At 71.6% G+C, this 21743-nt stretch carries 22 protein-coding genes; 8 read left to right on the top strand and 14 right to left on the bottom strand.

All coding sequences use genetic code 11. The features are described from left to right. Positions 1-68 precede the first annotated feature (68 nt). The 5 genes from O7603_RS09285 to O7603_RS09305 form a co-directional block, all read right to left on the bottom strand. Entirely contained in the window at positions 69-821 is a 753-nt protein-coding gene (locus O7603_RS09285; RefSeq protein ID WP_281575287.1) for a dienelactone hydrolase family protein, read from the bottom strand. A 105-nt stretch (positions 822-926) separates the two neighbouring features. After that, entirely contained in the window at positions 927-1457 is a 531-nt protein-coding gene (locus O7603_RS09290; RefSeq protein ID WP_281575288.1) for a GNAT family N-acetyltransferase, read from the bottom strand. Between the two features lie 46 nt (positions 1458-1503). Further along, entirely contained in the window at positions 1504-2196 is a 693-nt protein-coding gene (locus O7603_RS09295) for a helix-turn-helix domain-containing protein (RefSeq protein ID WP_281575289.1), read from the bottom strand. 100 nt (positions 2197-2296) lie between these two features. After that, the gene (locus O7603_RS09300) at positions 2297-2785 is read right to left on the bottom strand and encodes a hypothetical protein (protein ID WP_281575290.1); all 489 of its coding nucleotides are present in this window, start codon (positions 2783-2785) and stop codon (positions 2297-2299) included. Between the two features lie 7 nt (positions 2786-2792). After that, positions 2793-6167, bottom strand: a complete 3375-nt coding sequence (locus tag O7603_RS09305; RefSeq protein ID WP_281575291.1) for an ALF repeat-containing protein — start codon at positions 6165-6167, stop codon at positions 2793-2795. Positions 6168-6444: 277 nt separating this feature from the next. Here O7603_RS09305 and O7603_RS09310 point away from each other — a divergent pair, with 277 nt between their 5' ends. Beyond that, the gene (locus tag O7603_RS09310; protein WP_281575292.1) at positions 6445-7125 is read left to right on the top strand and encodes a VOC family protein; all 681 of its coding nucleotides are present in this window, start codon (positions 6445-6447) and stop codon (positions 7123-7125) included. A gap of 10 nt (positions 7126-7135) precedes the next feature. On the opposite strand, the gene O7603_RS09315 is transcribed toward O7603_RS09310, so the two are convergent. Together O7603_RS09315 and O7603_RS09320 are read right to left on the bottom strand one after the other, a co-directional pair. Further along, positions 7136-7594 (bottom strand): GNAT family N-acetyltransferase, encoded by a 459-nt coding sequence (locus tag O7603_RS09315; protein ID WP_281575293.1) that lies wholly within the window; start codon positions 7592-7594, stop codon positions 7136-7138. A 121-nt stretch (positions 7595-7715) separates the two neighbouring features. Continuing rightward, complete coding sequence (locus tag O7603_RS09320) at positions 7716-8225, bottom strand: hypothetical protein (protein ID WP_281575294.1); 510 nt, start codon at positions 8223-8225, stop codon at positions 7716-7718. Positions 8226-8769: 544 nt separating this feature from the next. On the opposite strand from O7603_RS09320, the gene O7603_RS09325 reads away from it, so the two are divergent. The 5 genes from O7603_RS09325 to O7603_RS09345 all read left to right on the top strand — a co-directional run bounded on the left by O7603_RS09325 (position 8770) and on the right by O7603_RS09345 (position 13376). Next, on the top strand, positions 8770-9807 hold the full coding sequence (locus tag O7603_RS09325; RefSeq protein ID WP_281575295.1) for a hypothetical protein: 1038 nt from the start codon (positions 8770-8772) through the stop codon (positions 9805-9807). A gap of 301 nt (positions 9808-10108) precedes the next feature. Continuing rightward, positions 10109-10777, top strand: coding sequence for a GNAT family N-acetyltransferase (locus tag O7603_RS09330; protein WP_281575296.1), 669 nt, complete (start codon positions 10109-10111; stop codon positions 10775-10777). Positions 10778-11000: 223 nt separating this feature from the next. Next, positions 11001-11684 carry a GNAT family N-acetyltransferase gene (locus O7603_RS09335; protein WP_281575297.1) on the top strand — a complete coding sequence of 228 codons (684 nt, stop codon included), beginning with the start codon at positions 11001-11003 and terminating at the stop codon, positions 11682-11684. 151 nt (positions 11685-11835) lie between these two features. Further along, the gene (locus O7603_RS09340; protein ID WP_281575298.1) at positions 11836-12678 is read left to right on the top strand and encodes a DUF4253 domain-containing protein; all 843 of its coding nucleotides are present in this window, start codon (positions 11836-11838) and stop codon (positions 12676-12678) included. Positions 12679-12944: 266 nt separating this feature from the next. Next, the gene (locus tag O7603_RS09345) at positions 12945-13376 is read left to right on the top strand and encodes a RidA family protein (protein ID WP_281575299.1); all 432 of its coding nucleotides are present in this window, start codon (positions 12945-12947) and stop codon (positions 13374-13376) included. Between the two features lie 200 nt (positions 13377-13576). Here O7603_RS09345 and O7603_RS09350 read toward each other — a convergent pair whose 3' ends face one another. The 4 genes from O7603_RS09350 to O7603_RS09365 all read right to left on the bottom strand — a co-directional run bounded on the left by O7603_RS09350 (position 13577) and on the right by O7603_RS09365 (position 17448). After that, positions 13577-15355, bottom strand: a complete 1779-nt coding sequence (locus O7603_RS09350; RefSeq protein ID WP_281575300.1) for an FtsX-like permease family protein — start codon at positions 15353-15355, stop codon at positions 13577-13579. 1 nt (position 15356) lies between these two features. Then, complete coding sequence (locus tag O7603_RS09355; protein WP_281575301.1) at positions 15357-16097, bottom strand: ABC transporter ATP-binding protein; 741 nt, start codon at positions 16095-16097, stop codon at positions 15357-15359. Positions 16098-16149: 52 nt separating this feature from the next. Further along, a complete protein-coding gene (locus O7603_RS09360) occupies positions 16150-16689 on the bottom strand; it encodes a PadR family transcriptional regulator (RefSeq protein ID WP_281575302.1) in 540 nt (179 codons plus the stop codon). A 180-nt stretch (positions 16690-16869) separates the two neighbouring features. Further along, positions 16870-17448 (bottom strand): TetR/AcrR family transcriptional regulator C-terminal domain-containing protein, encoded by a 579-nt coding sequence (locus tag O7603_RS09365; RefSeq protein WP_281575303.1) that lies wholly within the window; start codon positions 17446-17448, stop codon positions 16870-16872. 18 nt (positions 17449-17466) lie between these two features. Between O7603_RS09365 and O7603_RS09370 the strand changes: the two genes are divergently transcribed. Continuing rightward, complete coding sequence (locus O7603_RS09370) at positions 17467-18750, top strand: FAD-dependent monooxygenase (protein ID WP_281575304.1); 1284 nt, start codon at positions 17467-17469, stop codon at positions 18748-18750. Positions 18751-18841: 91 nt separating this feature from the next. Here the strand turns inward: O7603_RS09370 and O7603_RS09375 are convergent, their stop codons facing one another. From O7603_RS09375 to O7603_RS09385, 3 genes are read right to left on the bottom strand one after another with little or no spacing between them, the layout of a single operon-like run. Beyond that, entirely contained in the window at positions 18842-19405 is a 564-nt protein-coding gene (locus O7603_RS09375) for a DUF4865 family protein (RefSeq protein ID WP_281575305.1), read from the bottom strand. Positions 19406-19430: 25 nt separating this feature from the next. Next, positions 19431-19610 carry a hypothetical protein gene (locus O7603_RS09380; RefSeq protein ID WP_281575306.1) on the bottom strand — a complete coding sequence of 60 codons (180 nt, stop codon included), beginning with the start codon at positions 19608-19610 and terminating at the stop codon, positions 19431-19433. Further along, on the bottom strand, positions 19607-20194 hold the full coding sequence (locus O7603_RS09385; protein WP_281575307.1) for a TetR/AcrR family transcriptional regulator: 588 nt from the start codon (positions 20192-20194) through the stop codon (positions 19607-19609). The genes O7603_RS09380 and O7603_RS09385 overlap by 4 nt, the downstream gene beginning before the upstream one ends. A 245-nt stretch (positions 20195-20439) precedes the next feature. Here O7603_RS09385 and O7603_RS09390 point away from each other — a divergent pair, with 245 nt between their 5' ends. Continuing rightward, positions 20440-21621, top strand: coding sequence for a low temperature requirement protein A (locus O7603_RS09390; RefSeq protein WP_281575308.1), 1182 nt, complete (start codon positions 20440-20442; stop codon positions 21619-21621). The last annotated feature ends 122 nt before the right edge of the window (positions 21622-21743 follow it).

The following is a 21743-nucleotide window of genomic DNA, read 5'->3' on the forward strand; positions in this document are numbered from 1 at the left end:
CCCGGCACCGCCGGCAACCACGCGCCGCCGACCCAGCGCGCCGCGGGGCCGCGCGCTGGGCCGCCGGGTCAGCGGCCGAACGTGCGGTCGAGCAGCTCGAACATCGCGGCCCAGTGCCGTTCGGTGGCCGGGGCGTCGTACTGCGGGGTGTCGGCCATTGTGAAGCCGTGGGCCGCCCCCGGGTACACCTCCGACCGGTACCGCACCGCGGCGGCGTCCAGGGTCCGCTCCAGCTCCGCGATCTGCGCGGCGGTCATCGACCCGTCCTGGTCGGCGTGACCGAAGTACAGCTCGCCGGTGACCGAGCCCACGCCCCGGTGCGGGCTGTCGGGTGCGTCGGTGACCACCCGGCCGGCGTGGAAGCTGGCCAGCGCGGCGATCCGGTCGGGGTGCGCCTCGATGGCGCGCAGCGCGTTCATCCCGCCCATGCAGTACCCCACCGCGGCGGCCGGCCCGGCGGCGACGTCGTCACGCGCCGCGAGGAAATCCAGGTACGCCCCGGTGTCCCGACTGACCACGTCGGGCGTCAGCGCTCCGATGTGCGGCATGATCTGGCCGAAGATGGCGCCCCGTTGGTCCGGTTCGCCCAGCCGGGACAGGTCGAACAGCGGCGCCCGGCCGGCCCGGTAGAACAGGTTGGGCGCCAGCACCAGGTAGCCCCGGGCGGCGATCCGCTCGGCCATCTCGGCCAGCCGGGGCCGCAGTCCGAACGCGTCCATGAAGACGAGGACGGCCGGGAACGGACCCTCGCCGTCGGGCCGCACGAGGTACGCGTCCGCGACCCCGTCCGCGGTCTTGACGTCCACCGTCGTGGTGCGCACCCGCAGCCTCCTCACGGACCACCGTTGCCGTCCCCGCGAACGCTACGCCGCGGGTCGTTGCCCGACGCGACAGGCCCGGCCGTTCCGCTCCGGCCCGCACTCACCTCATCCGGGCAGCTTCTCGAACAGCTCGTTCGGCGTGTCGTAGTACCTCGTCGTGCGGCCCAGGTGCGTCATGCCGAGCCGCCGGCAGACGGCCTGGGAGGCGTGGTTCTCGGGGTCGGTGACGGCGAGGACTCGCGCCAGACCGCGGCGGAACGCGTCGTCGAGGACCGCCGCCGCCGCCTCGGTGGCGTAGCCGTGACCCCAGGCGTCCGGATGCAGATGCCAGCCGATCTCGACGTCGTCCCGCCCGGTGTCAGCCTGGCTGGTCGACCGGCGTATCGGCTTGAGCAGAAGGTTTCCGACCAGTCGGTCCTCCGCAGCCGTGGTGATGGCCCAGATGCCGTGCACCGGGTCGTCCACAGCGCGCCGCCGGGCGATCGAGGCGAGGGCGTCCTCGCGGGTGCGCATGGTCGTGGGATGGGCGCCCAGGAAGCGCACGACCTCCCAGCGCGACTCGAGGTCCAGGAGGAAATCGGCGTCGTCGTCGCGCCACGGGCGCAGCGCGAGACGGTGGCTGGCGATGGTGCGCACGCCGCCGAATCTAGTGGGCACCCCGTACGCCGCCGAGCCCACGGCCTCAGTCGGCGGGCTCGGCGGCGAGCAGCCCGGTCAGCAGGCTCCGGAGGGTCCGCTCGAAGAGGTCCGTGCCGGGAGCGGGCACCGTGGGTCGGGTGAAGGCGGCGACCAGATGCGGGTACGCCGTGAGGTCGAGGCCGGCGAAGGTGACCGGCTGGGCGGTGGCCTCGCTGCGGGCGAAGAGGCTGACCACCCCGGTCATCATCGCGATCGCCTCGAACTTGGCGGTGGCCGCGCAAGGAATCGGCTCCAGGACCCGTAGGCAGTTGTCGAACCAGGCCAGGCTCTGCGGGCCGACGCCGGACGCCCGGTGGTTCACGTCGACCAGCCACGGGTGGCGCCGGTACAGCGCCAGTTGCCGGCGGGCCAGCAGCAGCATGGTGTCCAGCCAGTCGCCGTCCGACTCCGGATAGGGCCGCAGTTCGCCCGCGGCCCGGTCGGTCATCAGGTCCAGCAGGTCGTCGCGAGACGACAGGTACCGGTAGAGCGATCCGGCGCTGGTGCCCAGCGCGGTGGCCAGCGCGCGCATCGACACCGCGCCGATGCCCTGGGCGTCGGCCAGGGCGATGGCGGCCGCCACGATGTCGTCCCGGTTGTGTCCCGGGGTCGGTCCACGGCTGCCGCGCTCCGGCCTGGCCCAGATCGGCTGCCGGTCGGCACCGCTCTCGCCGGGCCCCGTGGATGCGTCGCTCACGGAACCACTCTAAAACCGCGAACCCCGTTCGCCGTTTATCGAGGCGCGATCACCGCCGCTGGTCGGCGGCGGGCGCCGCGCCGGCACCCGCCGCCTCGGTTCAGCAGCTCTCCTTCGCCTCGCGCCGGAACTCGGACTCGGTGACCGCCTTCCGTTCACCGGCGGCCTCACCCACCAGGACCTGGTCCGGAGCCAGCGCCGCCAACTCCTCCACGGTGAAGTGGACCGGGAAGGACGTCTCGCCGCCGTCGGCGGCGGACACGGTGTACTCCCGGCCGGGCTCGAAGGCGGTGAGCGTCCCTTCGGTGACCGTCCACCCGGCCGGCAGTTGCAACAACCGGACCTCGGTCGACGCGGCGCCGGTGTCCCGGTCCACGTCCCACTGCACCCGCGGGGTGACTCCCACCGTCGAGACGCTCACGCCGTCGGCCTCGAACCCGTCGCAGGCGGCCACGAGTAGCGTCGGATGACCGTCCACACTGCGCAACGCTGCCACCCGCTTGGCCGCCGGGGTGCAGGCGGCCAGCGTGCCGAGCGTGGCGGCGGCCGCGAGAGCCGCCACCAGCCGGACGAGCCGGGGCGCCGTCATCGTCGGCTCACCAGCAGAGGCCGAGCATGCACTTGGCCACCGGTTCAAGCCAGCTCGGCTGGGTCGGCTCGTTGCCATAGTCCCAGTATCCGCCCTTCCACGGGTTGGCCCCGATCTCCCACGGGTTGGCGTCACCGTCGGTGCCGGTGAGCAGGTACGACAGGCCCGTGCCGGAGAAGTAGAGGGCCAGGAAGTGCGGCGGGCTGAAGTGCTGCCACTGGTCCGAGTGGCGTGCCTCGTGCTCGAGCAGGTCCGGGCCGTACGTCCCGGCGTCGACGCCGTTCGCGCGCAGAGCGTCCCGGACCGCCGCCTCGTCCTCCAACTCGTCGATCAGATCGTCCGGCCCCTGCGGGTAGAGCAGGTAGTCACCGATGGTCATCGGCCGACCGTTCGGGGTCCGCACGTTGTAGCAGATCATCTGCTTGTCGCCCGCGTAGCACGTCCCGCCCCACAGCTTCATGGCCGCCTGGGCGAGCAGGTTGTTGCCGAGCAGCTGGTTGCCGAGCCGGAACGGCGGATCCAGCGGCGGGTCCTGCCCCGGCACCGGCACGTGCCACTGGGGCCCGTCGGGACCACCCTGCGCCTGCTCCTGCCGCTGCAACTGGATCGCGGCGTCGAGGGCGATCTTCGCGTCCGCCGCCGCTTCCTGGGCGCTCTTGCCCGCGGCCAGCGCCGAGGCACGGGCCTGGTCGGCGGCCCGCTGGGCGGCGCTCGCGTACGAGCTGGCCCGGGCCGCCGCGGCGGTCGCCGTGGCCGCGGACTTCGCCGCGGCCTCCGCGTCGCGCTGGGCGGCGGCCGCGGCGTTGCGGGCCACCTGCGCCGACTGTGCCGCCTGCTGCGCCGACACCGCCGCCTGCTCCGCCGACGTGCGGGCCTCGTTGGCGTACGCGGCGGCCTGGCTGGCCGCGGCAGCCGCCTGCTCGGCGTAGCGGGCCGCGTCCGCGGCCGCCTGGCGGGCGATCGCCGCCACCCGTTGCGCCTCCGCGGCGTCCTTGCGGGCGTCGGCCGCGTACCGCGACGCCTCGGCGACCAGGCCGCGGACCCGGGCGACGTGGGTGGCCGCCTCCGCGTCCCGCTTCTGCGCGCGGAACTGCCCGTCGGTGAGGAAGTCCTTCAGGTACGCCCGCGGGCCGGTAAGTGCGACCTGGGCGGCGGACTTCACCTCGGGCCCGCCCGCGTTCATGATCTGGGCGACCCGGATCCGGTCGTCCTGCTCCGCCGCGGCGTACTGGCCGGTCATCAGGAACGCGTGCCGATCGGCGTCGGTGCCGTCCAGCGCCGCCTGCCCCGCGGCCCGCACCTGCGGCCCGCCGCTGCTCATGATCTGGCCGATCCGGATCCGGTCGTCGGTCGCCTTGCCCGGGTAGGCCCGGGTCTCCAGGAAGGCCGTGACGGCCTCGTGGGACCCGGTCAGGGCCGCGTCCGCCGCCGTCTTCTGGGCCGCGACGCCGGTGGTGGCCGCGATGTTGCGCACCTTGGCCCGGTCGTCCTCCTCCGCGGCCGTCGCCAGCCCGGTGGCGAGGAAGCTGCGCAGGTCGGCCTCGGAACCCGCGAGCGCGGTGGCCGCCGCCGCCTGGGTCCACTCGCCACCGGTCTTCATCAGCCGCGCCGCCGCCCGGCGGCCGCTGGAGAGCACGACGGTCGAGGGAGCACCGGGGGCGCTCGCCTCGGCCAGCCACTGCCGGGTCTGCTCGTCCAGCCGCGCTTCCTCGGCCGCGTCCGCCGCGGCCTGCGCCAGCTTCGCCTCCTCGGCGAGGCGCGCCTCCTCCGCGTCCGCCACGCCCTGCGCGGTCTGCGCGGCCAGGCGCTCGGCGTCCGCCTCACGGGCGGCCGCCTCGACCTGCGCGGCCTGGTCGGCGGCGGCGGTCGCCGCGTTCGCCGCCGTCGTCGCCCCGTTCGCGGCGGCCGTCGCGCGGGCCGCCGCCTGGGCCGCCTCGCCCGCGTGGGCCGCGGCGTCGTCGGCCGCCGCGGCCGCCGCCTCCGCGTGTGCCGCCGAGTCGAGTGCCGCCTGGTACGCCTGCCGCGCGGCCTGCGCCGACTGTGCGGCGAACCGCTCGGCCGCGCTCGCGGCGCGCGTCGCCGCCGCCGCGTTGCGCTGCGCCGCCGCGGCCGCCGCCCGGGCCCGCGCCGCCTCCGCCGCCGCCACGTTCGAGTAGTTGCCCGCGTCGGCGGCCGCCGAGGCCGCGGCGGCCGCGTTGACACCGGCGCTCGCCGCCGCTGCGGCCGCGCCGCTCGCCGCCTGCGCCGCGTTGCCCGCGGCCAGCGACGCCTCGGCCGCCTTGCGGGCGTCGACCGCCACCTTGCGAGCCGCCGCCGCCGCTGACCGCGCCGCCGCGGCCTGGTTCGCGTCGGTGGCCGCGTTGGCCGCCGCCCCGAACGCCCGCGAGGCGGCCTGCCCGGCGAGCGTCGCCGCCGACGCGGCCCGCGCGGCCGCGTTCGACGCCAGCCGCGCCGCGTTGTTGGCCGCCTTCGCCGCGCCGACCGCGGTACGCGCCGCGTCCGCCGCCCGGGCCGCCGCGTCCGCCGCCCGCGCCGCGGCGCTGGACGCCCGCTTGGCCGAGTCCCGGGCCGCCTCGGTCTCCGCCTTGGCCCGCTCGGCGGCCGCCTTGGCCAGCCGTGCCGCCTCCACCGCCTGCGCGGAGGCGTTCTTCGCGGCCTCGGTCTCCTCGGCCGCCATCTCGCCGGCCTCCTTGGCCCGGCTGACCAGTTGGGAGAGCGTGCTCACCTCCTGGTCCCGGGCCCGCGCCACGTGCTGCCCGTTGACCAGGAACTCGCGCAGGTCCCGGTCGGTCCCGTTCAGCGCCTGCTGGGCCGCCGCACGGACGGCCGGGCCGCCGGCGGTCATGATCTGCGCGATCCGGATCCGGTCGTCGAGCGTCCGGGCGGTGCCCAGCTCCATGAAGAAGAAGCGCTCCAGGTCCTGCGGGGTCCCGGTCAGCGCCTTCTGCGTCGCCGACTTCACCTGCGGGCCGCCCACGTTCATCACCTGGGCCGCCCGCACCCGCAGGTCGACCGCCAGCGGCGCCTGGTAGCCGGTCTCCAGGAACTCCTCGACGTCGGCGGGGGAACCGGCCAGCGCCGCCTCGGCCGCCGCGCGGACGCTGCTGCCGCCGATCTCCTGGTAGTACTCCACCCGGACCCGGTTGTCGTGCGCCAACGCCTCCGCGTAGCCGGTGTCGAGGAACTCCCGCAGGTCCGCGTCCGAGCCGGTCAGAGCCACCTCCGCCGCTCGGGCGACCGCGGGGCCGCCGGTGCGGATCAGCTCGACGCAGCGGGCCCGGTCGGCCGCCGTCGGGGGTTCCACCGCGCTGGCCGGAATCCCCAACATCGTCGAGGTGACGATCACACTGGTGGTGGCGGCGAGGGCGGCCCGTACCGCCATCCCGCGCAGCCTTCGTCGAGACCTGCCCACGTCTTCCCCCGTTCGCCCACTGCCGTCACCGACCGTCAACGGATCGGTGCGGTCAGGCTAGGCGCGCGGAACCGAACGCGATGTCCCCGATGGACATTGTCAGGCATAGATGGCCGATCAGCCGAAACCGCATAGACCGGATTGAATGTTGTGCGGTTCGGTGGCCCGACCACGCATACTGGCGGCTGGCGACGGCCGACCCGGGCCGGGGACACGCAAACGGGCACCATCCGCTCGGGAGGCGACCATGACAGAACCGATCACGGCACGGCAGTTCCACCACAGCGAGGGAGTGGCGGACTGGCGGGTCGCCGACGGCGGGGCCGGCGCCTACTTCCGCACCGGGTCGTTCGCCACCGGCGCTCGATTCGCGCAGGCCATCGCCGACCTTCCCGGCCTGGACGACCACGCTCCCGACGTCGACCTGCGGCCCGACGGCGTCTTCGTCCGCCTCTTCACCACCGCCCCCGCACCGGACGGGCTCAGCAGCCGCGACGTCGAGCTGGCCCGGCTCATCTCCGCCGCCGCGCGGCGACTCCACCTGACCGCCGAACCACACCGGGTGCAGAACGTCGTCGTCACCATCGACGCACTCGACGTCGCCCGGGTGCTCCCGTTCTGGCGCGCGGTGCTCGGCTACGGCGACCGCGACGGCGGGCCCGTCGACGAGCTGAACGACCCGCACCGCCGCAAGCCGGTCGTCTGCTTCCAGCAGATGGACGCCCCCCGCCCGCAACGCAACCGGGTCCACCTCGACGTCTGGCTGCCACACGACCAGGCCGAAGCGCGCGTCGCCGCCGCCGTCGCGGCCGGCGGCCGCGTCGTCAGCGACGAGATGGCCCCGTCGTGGTGGGTGCTGGCCGACCCCGAGGGCAACGAGGCCTGCGTCGCCACCTGGATCGGCACCGACGGCCGCGGTTACCCCTGACCACCCGCCGTCAGTCGGGTGCCCAGCGCAGCCAGCGCTCGTCGTGCCGAAAACCGACCCGTTGGTAGAAGGCCACCGCCCGCTCACTGGAGTGGACCGTCACGTGTTCCAACTCCCGCCGGCGCGCCTCGGCCAGCACGGCCTCCAGCAATCTCGCACCGATTCCGCCGTCCCGCAGTTCCGGAACCACGTACACCGACTGGACATCGCCGCACAGACGGCCTCGCCGTACGGGAGTGGGCACCCGCTCCGCGACCATCAGCCACGCCATGCCGACGGCCTCACCATCGACCTCGGCGAGGAAGGGCAGATGGGTCGGGCGGTGGTCCGCGACCCAGGTGGAGAACAGTTCCACGAAGGCCGCCCGGTCCGTCCCTCGGTAGCCGCCCTCCTCGGTCAGCCGCCGCCACCTCAGCCCCGCCAGCGCCGCCGCGTCGACCGCCGCCGCTTCCCGTACGGCCACCCGCATCCCCGAACCTCCCGTTCCACGCCGCCGGATCGCGACAACACCGCCGGCCGTCCGGCCCGTCGTCGGCAGTTCTCAGCCGACCCGGCCCCTCATCGCTCGGTTGAGGCTGCTCCTTCGGATGTCAGCCGTGATCGGCATCGGCGCCCCGCCGACGTAGGCGGGCCCGGTGCGAGCGACGTCGGACAGCCACCACAACCGCCAGCACCCCGCCGGTGATCACACCGATGCTGGCCAGACCGAACGCCGCCAGGCTGCCGAGAGCCGTGTCGCGCGCATCGTAGAACCGCGGCGGATCGCCGATCGAGAGGGTCGGTGTCGGACCGCTCTCGGCCGTCCCGCAGGTCACGGTGTAGCTACCGGCCGGCCCGGCGGACAGGGTGAGAAGACCGCGCCACCGTTCCTCGCCGACGTCGAGTTCGACATCCTCGGAAAGCAGGCGGGTCTCGTTGGACTCGAGAATCTCCTGGCCGTCCACCGGTGACGCGTCACATCTGACGTCCGGGACGCTCTGGCCGGTCTCCTTGACCCACACCATCTTCTCGTCCGCCGGCGACAGGCGCACCGTGACCACCTGACCCGGTGTGAAGCGCTGTCCCAGGTGACCCCCAGAGCGGAGGACGAACAGCAGCACGCCGGCCGCCGCCAACCCGCCGCCAACGGCGACCAGTGCCGCGACGAAGAACCAGAGGCGGCGCGGCCGCGGTGCCACCGGGGTGAGGACCGGAGCGAGAGTCATGGCGACATGATGCGGGGCGACCGCACGCTGCACCAGCACGCGAGTGGCGAAGGCCCGGGGCCCTGCTTGTCGTCGACGGCGGCCAGGGCTCCGACCAGGCGCCCCTCGCCGTCGCCGCCAGCCGTCGAATCCTCGACGCGGCCGGAGGCGCCGCCCAGGAAGTCCGGTCCACGCAGCGGTGGGGAGGCTGCCGCTGGTGCGGCGACCCGACACCGCTCGCTCACGATCTGCGAACTCGGGTGATCGCCGACATGGGCACGCCCACCCGGGCCGGGGGCTAACCCCCGGCCCGACCGGGGGCTAGCCGGCGAACGCGTCCGGGGGCACATCGGATGGTTACGCGGCGCGCAGTTGCCGAGGCTTGTGAACGCATCAGCTTCGTCCACGGCCGGCTCGTCTCAGGTGGTTACGACCGGCTGATCCTCGTATGGAGTGCCCGATGACCATTCTTGCCACAGGTTTGCGCGCGATGCGCGGCTGGCACCGTCCGCTGGTGGCGAACGCGACGCTCATGTTCACCCTGACGTTGGTCTCCGCCGTCGGTCTGATCGTCGACGATCGCCTGCTGCTGGGTGAATCGGTCTGGGTGAAACCGATGAAGTTCGGCTTCGCCATGGGGGTGTACGGCCTGACGCTGGCGTGGCTGCTCAGCAAGCTGAGCAAGGGCAGACGTCTCGGGTGGTGGCTCGGCACCGTCTTCGCCGTCGCCGGTCTGCTCGACGTCGGCGCCGTCGTCTACGCTGCCGCGCACGGCACGTTCAGCCATTTCAACAACGACGCCGAGCCGGTCGCCGAAACCGTGCGGACGGTGTTCTCCATCGGCGTCGCACCGCTCCTGCTGATCACTCTGATCATCGCGGTCCTGGTCCTGATCCAACGTACCGGCGACCGTGCCATGACCCGCGCCCTGCGCGCCGGACTCGGGCTTGCCATCGCCAGCATGGTCGTGGCGCTCTGGCTCAGCAACTCCGCGGGCGCCACACCGCGGACGCTGACCGACGCCAACGGCAACCCGGTGTCCATGAACGGCGGCCACGGCATCGGCGACCCCGACGGCAACGGAATGTTCCTCACCAACTGGAGCACGACCGGCGGCGACCTCCGTGTGCCGCACTTCGTCGGCCTGCACGCCATCCAGGTGCTGCTGCTCATCACCGCGATCCTGGGTGCGCTCGCGACCCGTCATGACTGGCTCCGCGCCGAACGAGTCCGGGCCCGGCTCGTCGGCGTCGCCGGCCTCGGCTACACCGGTGTGTTCGCCGTGCTCACCTGGCAGGCGAAGCGAGGCATGCCGGTCACCCGTCTCGATCGGCAGACCCTGATCGCCTTCACCGGGGTATCGGTGCTCACCCTGGTGACGGCCGCCGCAGTGGTCGTCGCTGCCCGTCGCCCGTCCGCGCCACCCACCGCCGGACAGCAGCGCGATGAAGCGTCGGCCGTGACGGCCGACGCGGACGCGGCAGTGATCAAGGGTTGACAAGCTCGAGACGGCTGCGGCAACCTTGCAGCCGACCACGCGATCGGCGTGGGCACTCTGCATGAGGGAATGACGCCTGTGATCCGGGTAGGCCGAGCGGCCGCCTGAGTGTCGAGCACGCGACGGAGGATCGTCGCGCTGCTCCATCACGGTTGAGCGGTCCAACGCTTCTTCCGCCCACCGCAGCTTCTCTCCTGCATCGAGGTCTACGTTGATCATGGATGTCCGCATCCAGCAGTCCGTCGTCGCCAACCTCTCCAACCGACCCGCACCCGTAGCGGTGGGGCCGTTCGTGTTCGGGATGGACCCCACCACGACCAGTCCCAACATCAACTACGCGACGCCGCGTCCCGGTGCTGCCATCACCGCCGCCGACGTCGCCGCCCTGGTCGCAGCCTTCCGCGCGGCTGATCGCAAACCCCGCCTGGAGTACGTCATCAGTTGCGCCCCCGGCCTGGAGGCACTCCTGACCGCCGCCGGCTTTCTCGCGGAAGCCCGGCACACCTACCTGCTCTGCACGCCCAGCACATTGACGACACCACCCACGCTCGACCACCTCGATCTGCAGGAACCGGGCACCGATCTTCAGCGCGCCGCGCTGATCAGCGCGCAGAACGAAGCGTTCGGCGGCGACCCGGTGGCCTCCGAGGCTGACGTAGCTCGGCTTCGGAACCTGCAGGGCGACGGCGGCGTGGCCGTCATGGCCGTCGCTGGCGACGGCACCTGTGTGGGAGGTGGCGGGGCGGTCCCGCCCACCGGCGCGGTAAGCGAGGTCGCCGGCATCGCCGTTCGCACGCCCTACCGCCGCCAGGGACTGGCGAGCGTGATCACCGCCGACATCACCCGGCGGCTGTTCACCACCGGCACGGAGATCGCCTGGCTGGAGGCCTCCGGCGAGGAATCGTGGCGGGTGTACGAGCGGGTCGGCTACCGACCCGCCGGTCAACGGCTCTACATCGCCCTGACCTGAGGTCCGACCCAGAACCCGGGCCGAGGTCCACCGACCACGGCCCGGGCCACCTCTGCGGTTCGCCACGGAACACCCGCTCATCGGCCGCGGCCGAGCGTTCGACCCACGCGACGCCTGTCACGCGCGTTGTGCCGTGTCGGCCGCAGTTCCGCGCACACGATCTCGGGCTCACCGCGTCCCAGGGCGTGGCAGGCCGCTCACCTGCAAGTGATCTACTCAATGAGTGAGCAACCTGCGAGATCTCATCGTCCGCTGGCAGCGCGGCTGGGGCGTGGCTCGCGAGCTGCCCGTCGCCGACGACGTAGGCGGCGCGTTGCGGGTCCGGTCCATGCAGCCCGGCCGCGACATCGAATATGTCGCGTTCGATGCCGACGAGGACCCCGCGTCGCTTGCCAGGCTGGCCGAGCTGGTGGCTGGCGAGGACGCCGTCACATGGCTGACCGTGCCCACCACCGATCCGGTGGGGGCGGCCACGGCGCTGACGGCCGCCGGCCTGATCGTGCTGAAGCACTCGGAACTGCTGATGACAGCCGATCTTCGCGGGCATCAGCAGAACCTGCCCGCGGCACCGTACCGGCTGCTGACCCAGGTCGATTCCTACCGTGGCGACAGCGTGGTCACGGCCACGGTACGGCACGAGTCAGGAGACATCGGTGCGCGCGGGACGATGGGACTGGCCGGTACGGATGCGGTCGCCGACCGGATCGAAACCATGCCGGCTCATCGCCGCAGAGGCCTGGCCAGCGCGGTTATGAGTGCACTAGCCCGCTCCGCGATCGACGAAGGCGCCGAACACGGCATCCTCATCGCCAGCGAGGACGGTCAACGTCTGTACAGGACGCTCGGCTGGCAGCCGGTAGCCGATGTACTGATCGCAACGACGCCTGGCAACACGTACCCGTCCTGAACGGCGCAGACAGCCTCGGCCGACACACGCTTCTCGTCCTCGTCCATCGAGCGCGCGATCCACCGTCCGACGAAGGCGTGCCGGCCTCAGCAGCCCCGGTGAACGAGCTGGGTGTCTTCGATTGTCCCGGCCGGTCAGTACCCTGCGCGCCATGACACGCAATCCGCTGACGCACCTTCGACACGACTCGGGCAGCGGCCTCCTCAGCCCCGCCCTTCCGCCAGGGCGAACCGTGCTCGAAACTGCGGCTGGGGTTCTCGATGAGCCAATCCTGTGGATCAGCGATACCCGTCCAGACCCCGGTCTGTGGGGATCGCTTCAGGCGTGCCACGCCCGGACGGGTCTGTGGCCACTGCTGCTCGGAGAGAGTAGGTACGAGGCGGGCAGCCCATGGACGACCGGCGAGCTCGACCCGGGTCTCATCAAGTCCCGGCCGGGCGATCATGACGCCGATGAGCTGCTGGCAGGGTGGTGGTCCGCCTACACGGCCCTTGATGAGGATGACGACATGCTCAGCGCGCCGGAGCGGATGGCCGTGACGGCGCCGTTTGGCCAGCGGTGGCCCGGGCTCGCGCCTGCCGGAACGCTGCGGGAAGACTCCGCTGCTCGGGCTGCCGAGTTCGCGGAACACCTGGTCGCCGCCGCCTGGCTGACCGCACCACACCTCGGGCTGAGCGCCAGTGTTCGCGGTGCGGATGCCCTGGCCGATCTGGGGTGGGGCGGGCCACTGAACTACGAGAACGACACCGCGCAGTTCAGCGCGGTGCTGCGCAGCTGGGAAGAACGCTTCGGTGGAAGAGTCGTCGGCCTCGGACCAGCCGTGCTCTACCTCAGCGTCGCCGCTCCGCCCACCGATACAGACCACGCGCTGCGCGTCGCCGCAGAACACTTTGCGTTCTGCCCCGACAACGTGTGGCAGTCCAGCACGAACACCCTCACCCGTTACGCCGAGAGCCTCGTCGAGCGGGCGTGGTGGTCGTTCTGGTGGGACTGATTCGCCCCATCGCCGGCGCCGGACGGGAGGGTCACCACGGACACATGATCTTGTTTCCGAGCCGTCGGTCTTCTCCGTGGACGGCCACGATAGCGACGCCCGTCGCCGAGACTGGGCCAGGAATCCCATTACCAGCGAAGAGTCCGACCCGCCAGACATGGCTGGAGCACTAGACTCGCGACAACGGCGAGTAACACTCTGAGCGCTTTCGGTGATAATCCGAAGGGGCGGACGTCCTCACAGGGGACACAGAGGGGAAGAACGACGTGCCACACAACGTTCACGGGGAACACATTGATGACCTGACGTTCATCAACCCGACGGGTCTCTACGATCCTCGGCCGAATGCCTACTCACATCTTGCGATATTCCCGGCCGGTTGGCGCATGATCCTCCCGGCAGGACAAGGCGGCGAGACCGAAGACGGCGCTCTGGCGGAGGACTTCGGGACGCAACTCAGGCAGGCGCTGGCAAACACGGAGACTGTGCTTGCGGCCGCCGGCGCCACGATGTCGGACGTGGCCAAGTTCAACCTCCTCGTCGTTGACCACAACGAGGAGAAGTTCGGGTTGGTGAGACAGGAGTTCGATCGCGTATGGGGTGACCGCAAGCCGGCGTGGACTCTGATTCCGGTGCCCGCCCTTGCGCTGGACGGAATGCTGATCGAGATCGACGTTATCGCTGTGGTGCCGCAGTGAGACGGTAGGCACTCCGGCAATCAGTGCCCCTGCACCGCCGCCCACGCCCGCGTCATCATCGACGCCCTGGTGTTGGACCTCGCGTGGATCGGCCCGGGCCAGCCGATGCCAGGCCTTACTCGATCGGGTAGGACAGGCCTTGTCGGCGGTTCCTGCCGATCGTGGGCGGCGTGCGGCGGCGGTACGCCGTTGGCTATCGGTCAGGTCGGTGTGGACTGGAGGGCGTCCGCGACCGGCCGCCGGGTGGCGGCCAGGGCGGGGATGGCGGTGAGTGCGGCGACGGCGAGCAGGACCCCGAGTGCCATGGCCAGCATCCAGGAGCCGGGCGCGTACTGGGGGTCGCCCGGAGTGACGACCAGGCACAGCGCGATTCCGGCCGGGACCCCGAGGGCGACGCCGGGTGCCGCGGGAAGGAGCTGCGCTACCGCCATGCCCACGGTGACCTGTGCGGGTGTGGCGCCGAGTGTGCGGGCGACGGCGAGGGGGTGCCGGGCGTCGAGGACCGTGGTCCAGGTGCTCACAACGGCATTGATCAATGCGAGGACGCACAGCACGACGATGACGAGGAGCATGGCCTGGAGGGTTCGCGTGTTGCGGGGGTTGGCCAGCTCCGATTCGCCGAGCTTGACCTGCCGGTCCTGCGCGAGGCCCATCAGCAAGGCGGCGAGCGCGATCGTGGTGATCAGGGTGTTCACCATGACCAGTCGGGCGCGGCGTGGCCGACGGGCGTTGACGCGTACCCCGAGCAGCAGCGCGGTGGGTAGCCGGCGGGACAGCCAGACGCGCCACCGCCGGCGGCGCGGTGGTGTGGCCGCATCGGCCAGCGCGTGGACGGTGTCGGTGGTGGCGGCGCGCACCACGGGCGCCAGCGCCGCCGCGACGGCGATGGCGAGCGCCAGGGCAAGGGCGGCGACCACGGTGCGCAGCGCGGGCGGGTGCGTGCCGGTGGAGCCGAGGAGTCCGGCGCCGGGGTTGGTGAGCGCGGGCGCGGCGAGCCAGCCGGCGGTCAGGCCGGCGCCGGCGCCGGCGAGCCCGATGACGAGGTATTCGGCGAGGTGCACGGCGGCGATCATGGCTGGTCCAGCGCCGACGGCCTTGAGGAGCCCCACCCTGCGACGCTGGTCGACAACGCGGCCGGCGACGATGTTGGCGACGCTGGCCACCGCGAGAGCGGTGAGCAGCCAGCTGCCGACCATCAGGACCCGTCGCGCCTGTTTGACGAGCTTGCCGTCCGTGTCGGCGATCTCTATCCAGCTGGTGTATTCGATCCCGTCCCTGCCCATGTGGCGGAAGGAGGTGCCGACCTGCGGGTCGGCGAATCTCAGGTTCAGGGTGTAGGACAGCGGCCGCGCGCCGGCCAGCGCGGGGATCTGGCTACTGTGGACCCAGACCAGGCCGGCGTACTGGACCAGCGGGCTGCCCGAGTCGTATCGCCAGTCGGCGTTCGGGTAGACGGCCCTGGCGGCGGTGACCGCAGTGCCGACCACCCGCAGCGGATGGCCGTTGATGTCGACGGTGTCGCCGGTGTGCACGCCGAGGGCGTTGGCGAAGGTGGGTTCGATGACCACGCCGCCGGGGCGTACCCAGGTGCCGGTGGTCACCGCGGGCCGGTCGAGCGCCGCCGGCGAGTTGTCCCGGCCTTGGACGACCGCCTGCACGGTCTTGCCGCGAGCGGTCAGCATCAGAAAGGCGATCGGGTACGGCCCACTGTCTGCGGTGACGCCGGGCGCGGTGGACAGCGGCGCGAGGGCGGTCAAGGCCTCCGCGCCCGTCGCTCCCGGCATCGCCACCACGTCGGGGCCCGCGGTTGCGGCCCGGGTCCGCTCGTACGGGCGGGCGAGAGCCCTGTCGAGGGCGAGGCCGAGGGTCAGCGTGCCGGTCGCGGCACTGATCGCGATCAGCAGCAGTACGGTCTCCGTGCGCCGTCGGCGGAGGTCGCGCACCAGCAGCCGGCACATCAGCAGCAGACGTCCGCGCACCTCAGCGCCACCCGCCGTAGACCGTACCGGCGCCCGCGGCGGCGGGGCTGGCGGCGAGATGGTTGTCGTCGGCGAACGACCCGTCCCGCATGGAGATCATCCGGTCGGCGATCGCGGCGATGCGTGCGTCGTGGGTGACCACCACCAGTGTCTGCCCCGCCGTGCGTAGCTCCTCGAACAGCCGCAGCACCTCGAGGGTGGCGGCGCTGTCCAGGTTGCCGGTGGGCTCGTCGGCGAGCAGGATCAGCGGCTCGTTGCTCAGCGCGCGGGCGATGGCGACCCGCTGACGTTGGCCGCCGGACAGCGCCGACGGCAGGTGCGTGGCGCGGTCGGCGAGCCCGACCCGGTCGAGCAGGTGCAGGGCACGTTGCCGGGCTCGGTGGGGAGACCGCCCGGCCAGCAGCGCGGCCAGTTCGACGTTCTCCACGGCGGTGAGTTCGTCCATGAGGTGGAACGACTGGAAGACGAAGCCGATGTGGTGGCGCCGCAGTCGGGCCAGGGCGCGTTCGCTCATCGTGTCGATCCGGTGCTCGGCCAGCCAGATCTCGCCGTCGGTGGGGCGTTGCAGACCGCCGAGCAGGTGCAGCAGGGTCGACTTGCCGCAGCCGCTCGGGCCCATAATCGCTAGCGTCTGCCCGGCGGGCACGTCCAGGTCGACCTCGTCGACCGCCCGGACCAACGCGCTCCCCCGGCCGTACCACCTGGTCACCCCGCGCGCCCGCAGCAGCGCCGATCCGGTCATGCGGCACCACCGGGTACGGCCTCGCGGCGCTCGCTTCGCTCGGTGTGCTCGGTCATGGGTTCGCCTTCCGTCGGGTCCGGTCGCGTTCGGTCCACATCCGTTCGCACGCCTCCAGCCATTCGAGGTCGGCCCGCAGCCGCAGCACGACCCCCTCCACCAACAACCCGGCGACCGGATCCACCGACCGATCCAACGCGGCCCGCTGGGTGTCCCGCAGTCGGCGCAGCAGCTCGCGCCGCTGCGCGTCGACCAGGGCCACCGGATCGGCCAGCCGGGCGGCCGCGGCGGCCACCAGCTTGAGATGGAACTCGCTGAGGTCCGGCTTCGGCCAGCTCACCTCGGTCAGCCACGCGGCGACCCGTTGCTGCCCGGCCGGAGTCAACGCGTAGACCCGGCGATCGGGTCGGTCCGGCAGGCCCTCGGCCCGCTGCGACGTCACCAGCCCCGCCTTGGCCAGCCGCGCCAGTGTCACGTAGATCTGCCCGGCGTTCATCGCCTCGCCGAGTGGGCCGAGCGCGGCGCGTATCCGGCTTCGTAGCTCATAGCCGTACGCCGGCTCCTTCGCCAGCATGGCCAGCACCACATCCTGCACCCGGGCACACCTCCGTCGACCGACAATAGATAACCGCTAGCCATAGCGCTGTCAAATCTGACGGACGCCCAACCCTGGGGCGGTCGACGATCGCGACCGCTCGATGCGCGAATTGCGGCTGGTCCGGATGTCTGGTCGAGGTGCATCGTGCTCAGCCGCCCCTGGCCTTCGAGCAGGAGGTCACCGGTGGGGATGGCTGGTGATGCCGTCCACGATGGTGGTCAGGTTGTGGTGGAAGGTTTCCTCGGCGTCGAGGTGGGCGCCGTCGATGACGAGCCGGGCGACGGTGGGATAGCGGCCGGTGTCGAGCATGCGTGTCAGGTAGGGCCCGAGGCTGGCCTGCCAGGCGGTCACGTCGGTGCCGGTGGAACGGGCGGTGCGTCGCTCGGTGACCTCGCTGCGGAGCGCTCCGATGAGGAAGGCGTTGAGGGCGCCCAAGGCTCGTTGGAGGTCGTCGACGCCACGCACGCCAGGGGCTTGACTGAGCGCCGCCGCGGTCGATTCGCCTACGGCGAGCGCGTGAGGCCCCAACTGCGGCCTTCCGCCGAGCAGGTCGGCGAACCACTCGTGATCAAGTGCGGCGGCACGGGTCGCGTGGGCGATGGCCAGGACCGTTACGCGCCACTCGGAGTGCTGGCCGGCCTCGGCGATCTGGGCGTACACGGCGTCGACCATCAGATCGAGCAGCTCGGATCTGTTGATCACGTAGTCGTAGAGCCGCATCGGACCGACACCGAGCTCTTTGGCGATCTTGCGCACCGACAGCCCGTCGAGGCCGTGTGCGTCGGCGAGCCGGATCGCCGTGGCGGCGATCTTCGCTCGGCTCAGCGGCACCGGCGCCGCCCGAGGCTGAGGCTCGGGCCGTTCCCAGACGGGCAACGATGCGCTACCGTACGGCGTATCCATAGAATACAGCGTACGGTAAGGGAGATGGTGATGCGAGTCGCGATCGCCGGTGGTGGCCTTGGCGGCCTGACGCTGGCACGGATCCTGCACCGCCACGGCATCGACGCGGTGGTGTACGAACGCGAGGCGAGCCGATCCGCACGATCGCAGGGCGGATCGCTCGACCTGCACCCGGAATCCGGGCAACAGGCCCTCGCCGCGGCGGGTCTCGCCGGCCGGTTCCGGTCCGAGGCGCGGCCCGAGGGCGAAGAACATCGCATCCTCGACCCGGCCGGACGCACCCTCGTGCACCACAAGCCACAACCCGGCTCATTCTCCGGACGTCCCGAGATCGATCGGAGCGCACTACGCGATCTTCTGCTCGATTCCCTCCCCGGCGACGCGGTCGCCTGGCAGCATCAGCTCGTCGCGGCGACGCCACGACCCGACGGGGGCTTCGGGCTGACGTTCCATGGTGGCCACAAGACCGACTGCGACGTCCTCATCGGCGCGGACGGCGCGCGCTCGGTCGTCCGGTCGCTGCTGACCGACGCGAGACTGTCCCACGTGGCCACGTTGGTCGAGCTGAACATCAGCGACGCCGACCGGCGCCACCCGGATCTCGCCGAGCTGGTCGGCCCCGGGAACCTGTGGTGCATCGGCGTGAACCAGATCCTGGCCGCGCAACGCCTCGGCGACGGCGGCATACGAGTCGGGATCTCCCTGCGCGCAGAAGATCGCGACCTCGACACCTACCGGAGTAAGCGTGCCCTGCTGGACATGTTCGACGGCTGGGACCCAAGCCTCACCGCACTCATCGAAGCCGGCGACAGCACGCCGACGCCGCGCAGGATCGAAGCGATGCCCATCGGCACACGCTGGGCCCACCAGCCGGGCATCACCCTCATCGGAGACGCCGCGCACCTCATGCCGCCGGTCGGCGAGGGTGCCAACCAGGCCATGCTCGACGCCGCCGAGCTCGCCGGCGAGCTCGCCGCCAACCCCGCCGACCCGGACTCGGCGATCCGGACGTACGAAGAGGCGATGTTCACCAGAATTCGCCCGATCGCCGAAATGTCCGCACGGGTCCAGGCGATGATGCTGTCCCCCACCGCGGCGGACGACGTCACCCGCTTCTTCACGGCGCGACCCACCGAGCCGGCCGCCGTGGGTTGAGGACGCGCTGCGCGGGCAGGATCGATCCGCACCCGGATCAGGCCGGCCACTGCTCCGCCCGACAGCACGGTGCGTGTATATGTGGGATGATTCACCGCTGGTCCGGTTCGCTGACGTGCAACACGGTGAAGAGCGTGCCGTCAGTCGGTATCGCCGCGCGACCGAGTCCGGCGACCGTGGTGAACTCGACCGCCTGCCAGGTTGTCGGATCGATGCCGGCGAACGCGAGGTGAGTTTCCGGTCGTCGGGCTCGGGCGTCCACCCGTGCTGTCAGCATCTCCGCCACCGTCACCAGATCGGCCTCTTGGGCGATCGCCTCAGTCCGCAACCACGCGTGGGTGACGTCTGACCTTCCGCACCCGCCCACACCGAGCGCGCTCGGCACCCAGGTCCGCACACGCGGTCGACCGAAGTCGCGCACGATGCCGTCGAACCCCTGGGCCCCCCACAGGAACTCGGCAGCGGCGCTGCTGTCCGCCCACAGGTAGACGGGTGCGTACTGATTCACCTGCGACCCGTCGACGCCTGCCTCACGGATGCAGTAGGCCTTGCACCGAAGCCCTCTGCGATTGTCGAGCGCGCCGCCTCTCGTGCGCACTCGTGTCCGAATGATGTCCATGTCGTAGTCGGTTGGCAGCGCGATGGGGTACTGCATCAACAGTTGGCCTTGTCTCACCGCGTCACCTCCCACGGCTGCCGTCGACGGGCTCCAGCCCACGCACGGAGTCGTTGCCGGGCGTCCCGGTCTGGACTGCGACATGGGTCATCGTGGACTGTGGAACGAGGTGCAGCCCGGAGACCGAGCCCGTGACGCGCGGGTCGTTCGGAAGACCGGTCAGCGCGGCGTCGATCCGCCTCATCGGTTGTCCTTCCTTCGGAGGTGTTCGAGCATCGCGAGGGCGCCGCGGACGGCACGGTCGAACGGCGCGGGATCGCCGGCCGCGCGGGCCAGCACGTAGCCGCCCTGTACGACGGCAAGCACGGTGTCGGCGAGATCGGCAGGTTGCACGCCGCGGCTGAATTCGTCGTTGTTCACACCGTCACGAATGACGGCCACGATGTGTGCCCGCAACTGGTCGAACGTCGTGGCGACCACGTCCTGCAGGACAGCGGACTCCAGGACCTCGGCGTCGCCGGTCATCCGTCCCACCGGACACCCCCGCAGGACCTCGCGTTGGCGCAGCAGGTAGGCCTTCACACGCTCGAACGCGGAACCGTCGCTGGTCAGATCCGCCTCGGCGCGCCCGAGCAACTGTTGCGCGGTGGACCGCATCGCCGCGGCGGCCAAGTCTTCCTTACCGGCGAAATGGTGGTACATGCTGCCCTGCCCGGCGCCCGCCCTGTCGAGGATCGCGCGCGGACTGGTTGCGGCATAGCCACGTTCCCAGAGAAGCTCCCGGGTGCTTTCGATCAGCTGGTCGCGGGTGCTGCCAGTTCTCGGCATGTGTACATACTAGTAGTTACAGCGTCTGTGATCGACTCTCCCTGCCTCCCTGGTCAGTCAGTCATCCAAGCCGGTCGAGTTGTTGCCGTGGAACTCGAGGATGCTGCGCCCGACCTCGACCGTCGCCCGTCCGTGTCACGCGGGTCGCTCGATCCAGTCCACGGCAGCACGTCCGCGGTCACCGCCGCTGGCGCATGTCAGAATGCCCCCAAACCTGGAGCAGAGCTGGCAGAACGGGCGAGCCGATGACGACGAGCAGGGCGGCCGAGCTGGTGCGGAAAGCCGGGGATCCACAGCGGGCCACGTTCCTGGAACTCTTCTTCGACCTGGTGTTCGTCCTCGCGCTCGCGCAGCTCTCGTGCGGCCTGGCCGAGGATCTCGGTTGGAGCGGCGCCTTCCGGACGCTGGTGCTGCTGGGGGCCATGTGGTGGGTCTGGTCCAGCACCGCGTGGCTGACCGACCGGACCGACCCGCAACGAGCGGTAATCCAGGCGCTGGTCATCGCGACCATGGTCGGCAGCCTGGTGATGGCGGCCGCGGTGCCCGAGGCATTCGGCGACACGGGCCTGATCTTCGCCGGCGCGTACGTCGCGATCCAGCTCGGCCGCGGGCTCGTCCTCGTGGCCGTTCTGCGTGGCCACGAGCTGCAGCGCACCGGCGTACGCGGGCTGTTCTGGTACGGCCTGTCTATGCTGCCGTGGATCGCGGGGGCGCTCGTGCACGGCACGGCGCGTGGGGCGTTGTGGGCCCTCGCGGTGGTCCTTGACCACACGGCAGGCAGGATCGGCTTCCCCACCCCGGGGGCGGGCCGTACGCCCAGCCAAGACCTCGTGATCTCGGGCGAGCACCTGGCCGAGCGCTACCGGCAGTTCTTCATCATCGCGCTCGGCGAGCTGATCCTGGTTACCGGCCTGGCGCTGAGCAGCAACGGCTTCGCGCCGGACGAGGTCGCCGCGTTCGCAGTGTCGATCGCGACCACCGTGCTGCTGTGGCGGATCTACATCTACCGCGCCGGGCAAGTCCTGGCGGAAGCGATCGCCGTGTCCCCCGACCCGGTCCGCCTCGCCGGATCGGCGTCATACGCCCACCTCGCCATGGTGGCCGGCGTGGTCGCGGTAGCCGTCGGCGACGAACTCATCATCGCCCAACCGCTCGGGCACACCCCACCGGCCTGGATCGCCGTCATCCTCGGCGGACCCGCGCTGTACCTGGCCGGACGCGCCCGCTTCGAGCACACGGTATTCGGCCGCGTGTCCCGGTCCCGACCGATCGGCGTCCTTGCGCTGGCCGCCCTGACACCGGCGATGCTCCCCCTGCCGCCCGTCGCGGTCGCCGCCGCCCCTGCCCTCGTCCTGACCGGGATCGCCGTATCCGACGCCGCCCGCGCCCGCGGACGCCCACCCGAGCCGCCGTCACCACCCGGCTAGGAGACCTCTCGCAACCCGGCGTCTGTCCGCTGAGGACGATCATCGGGGATCGTCCGGGCGCAGGTGATCACCGCAAGCCACCCGGAGTGAATCTTCCCGTCAACCTGACGGTTGCGGTCCGG

Origin of the sequence: Micromonospora sp. WMMD812, assembly GCF_027497215.1 — a bacterium.
Classification (GTDB): domain Bacteria; phylum Actinomycetota; class Actinomycetes; order Mycobacteriales; family Micromonosporaceae; genus Micromonospora.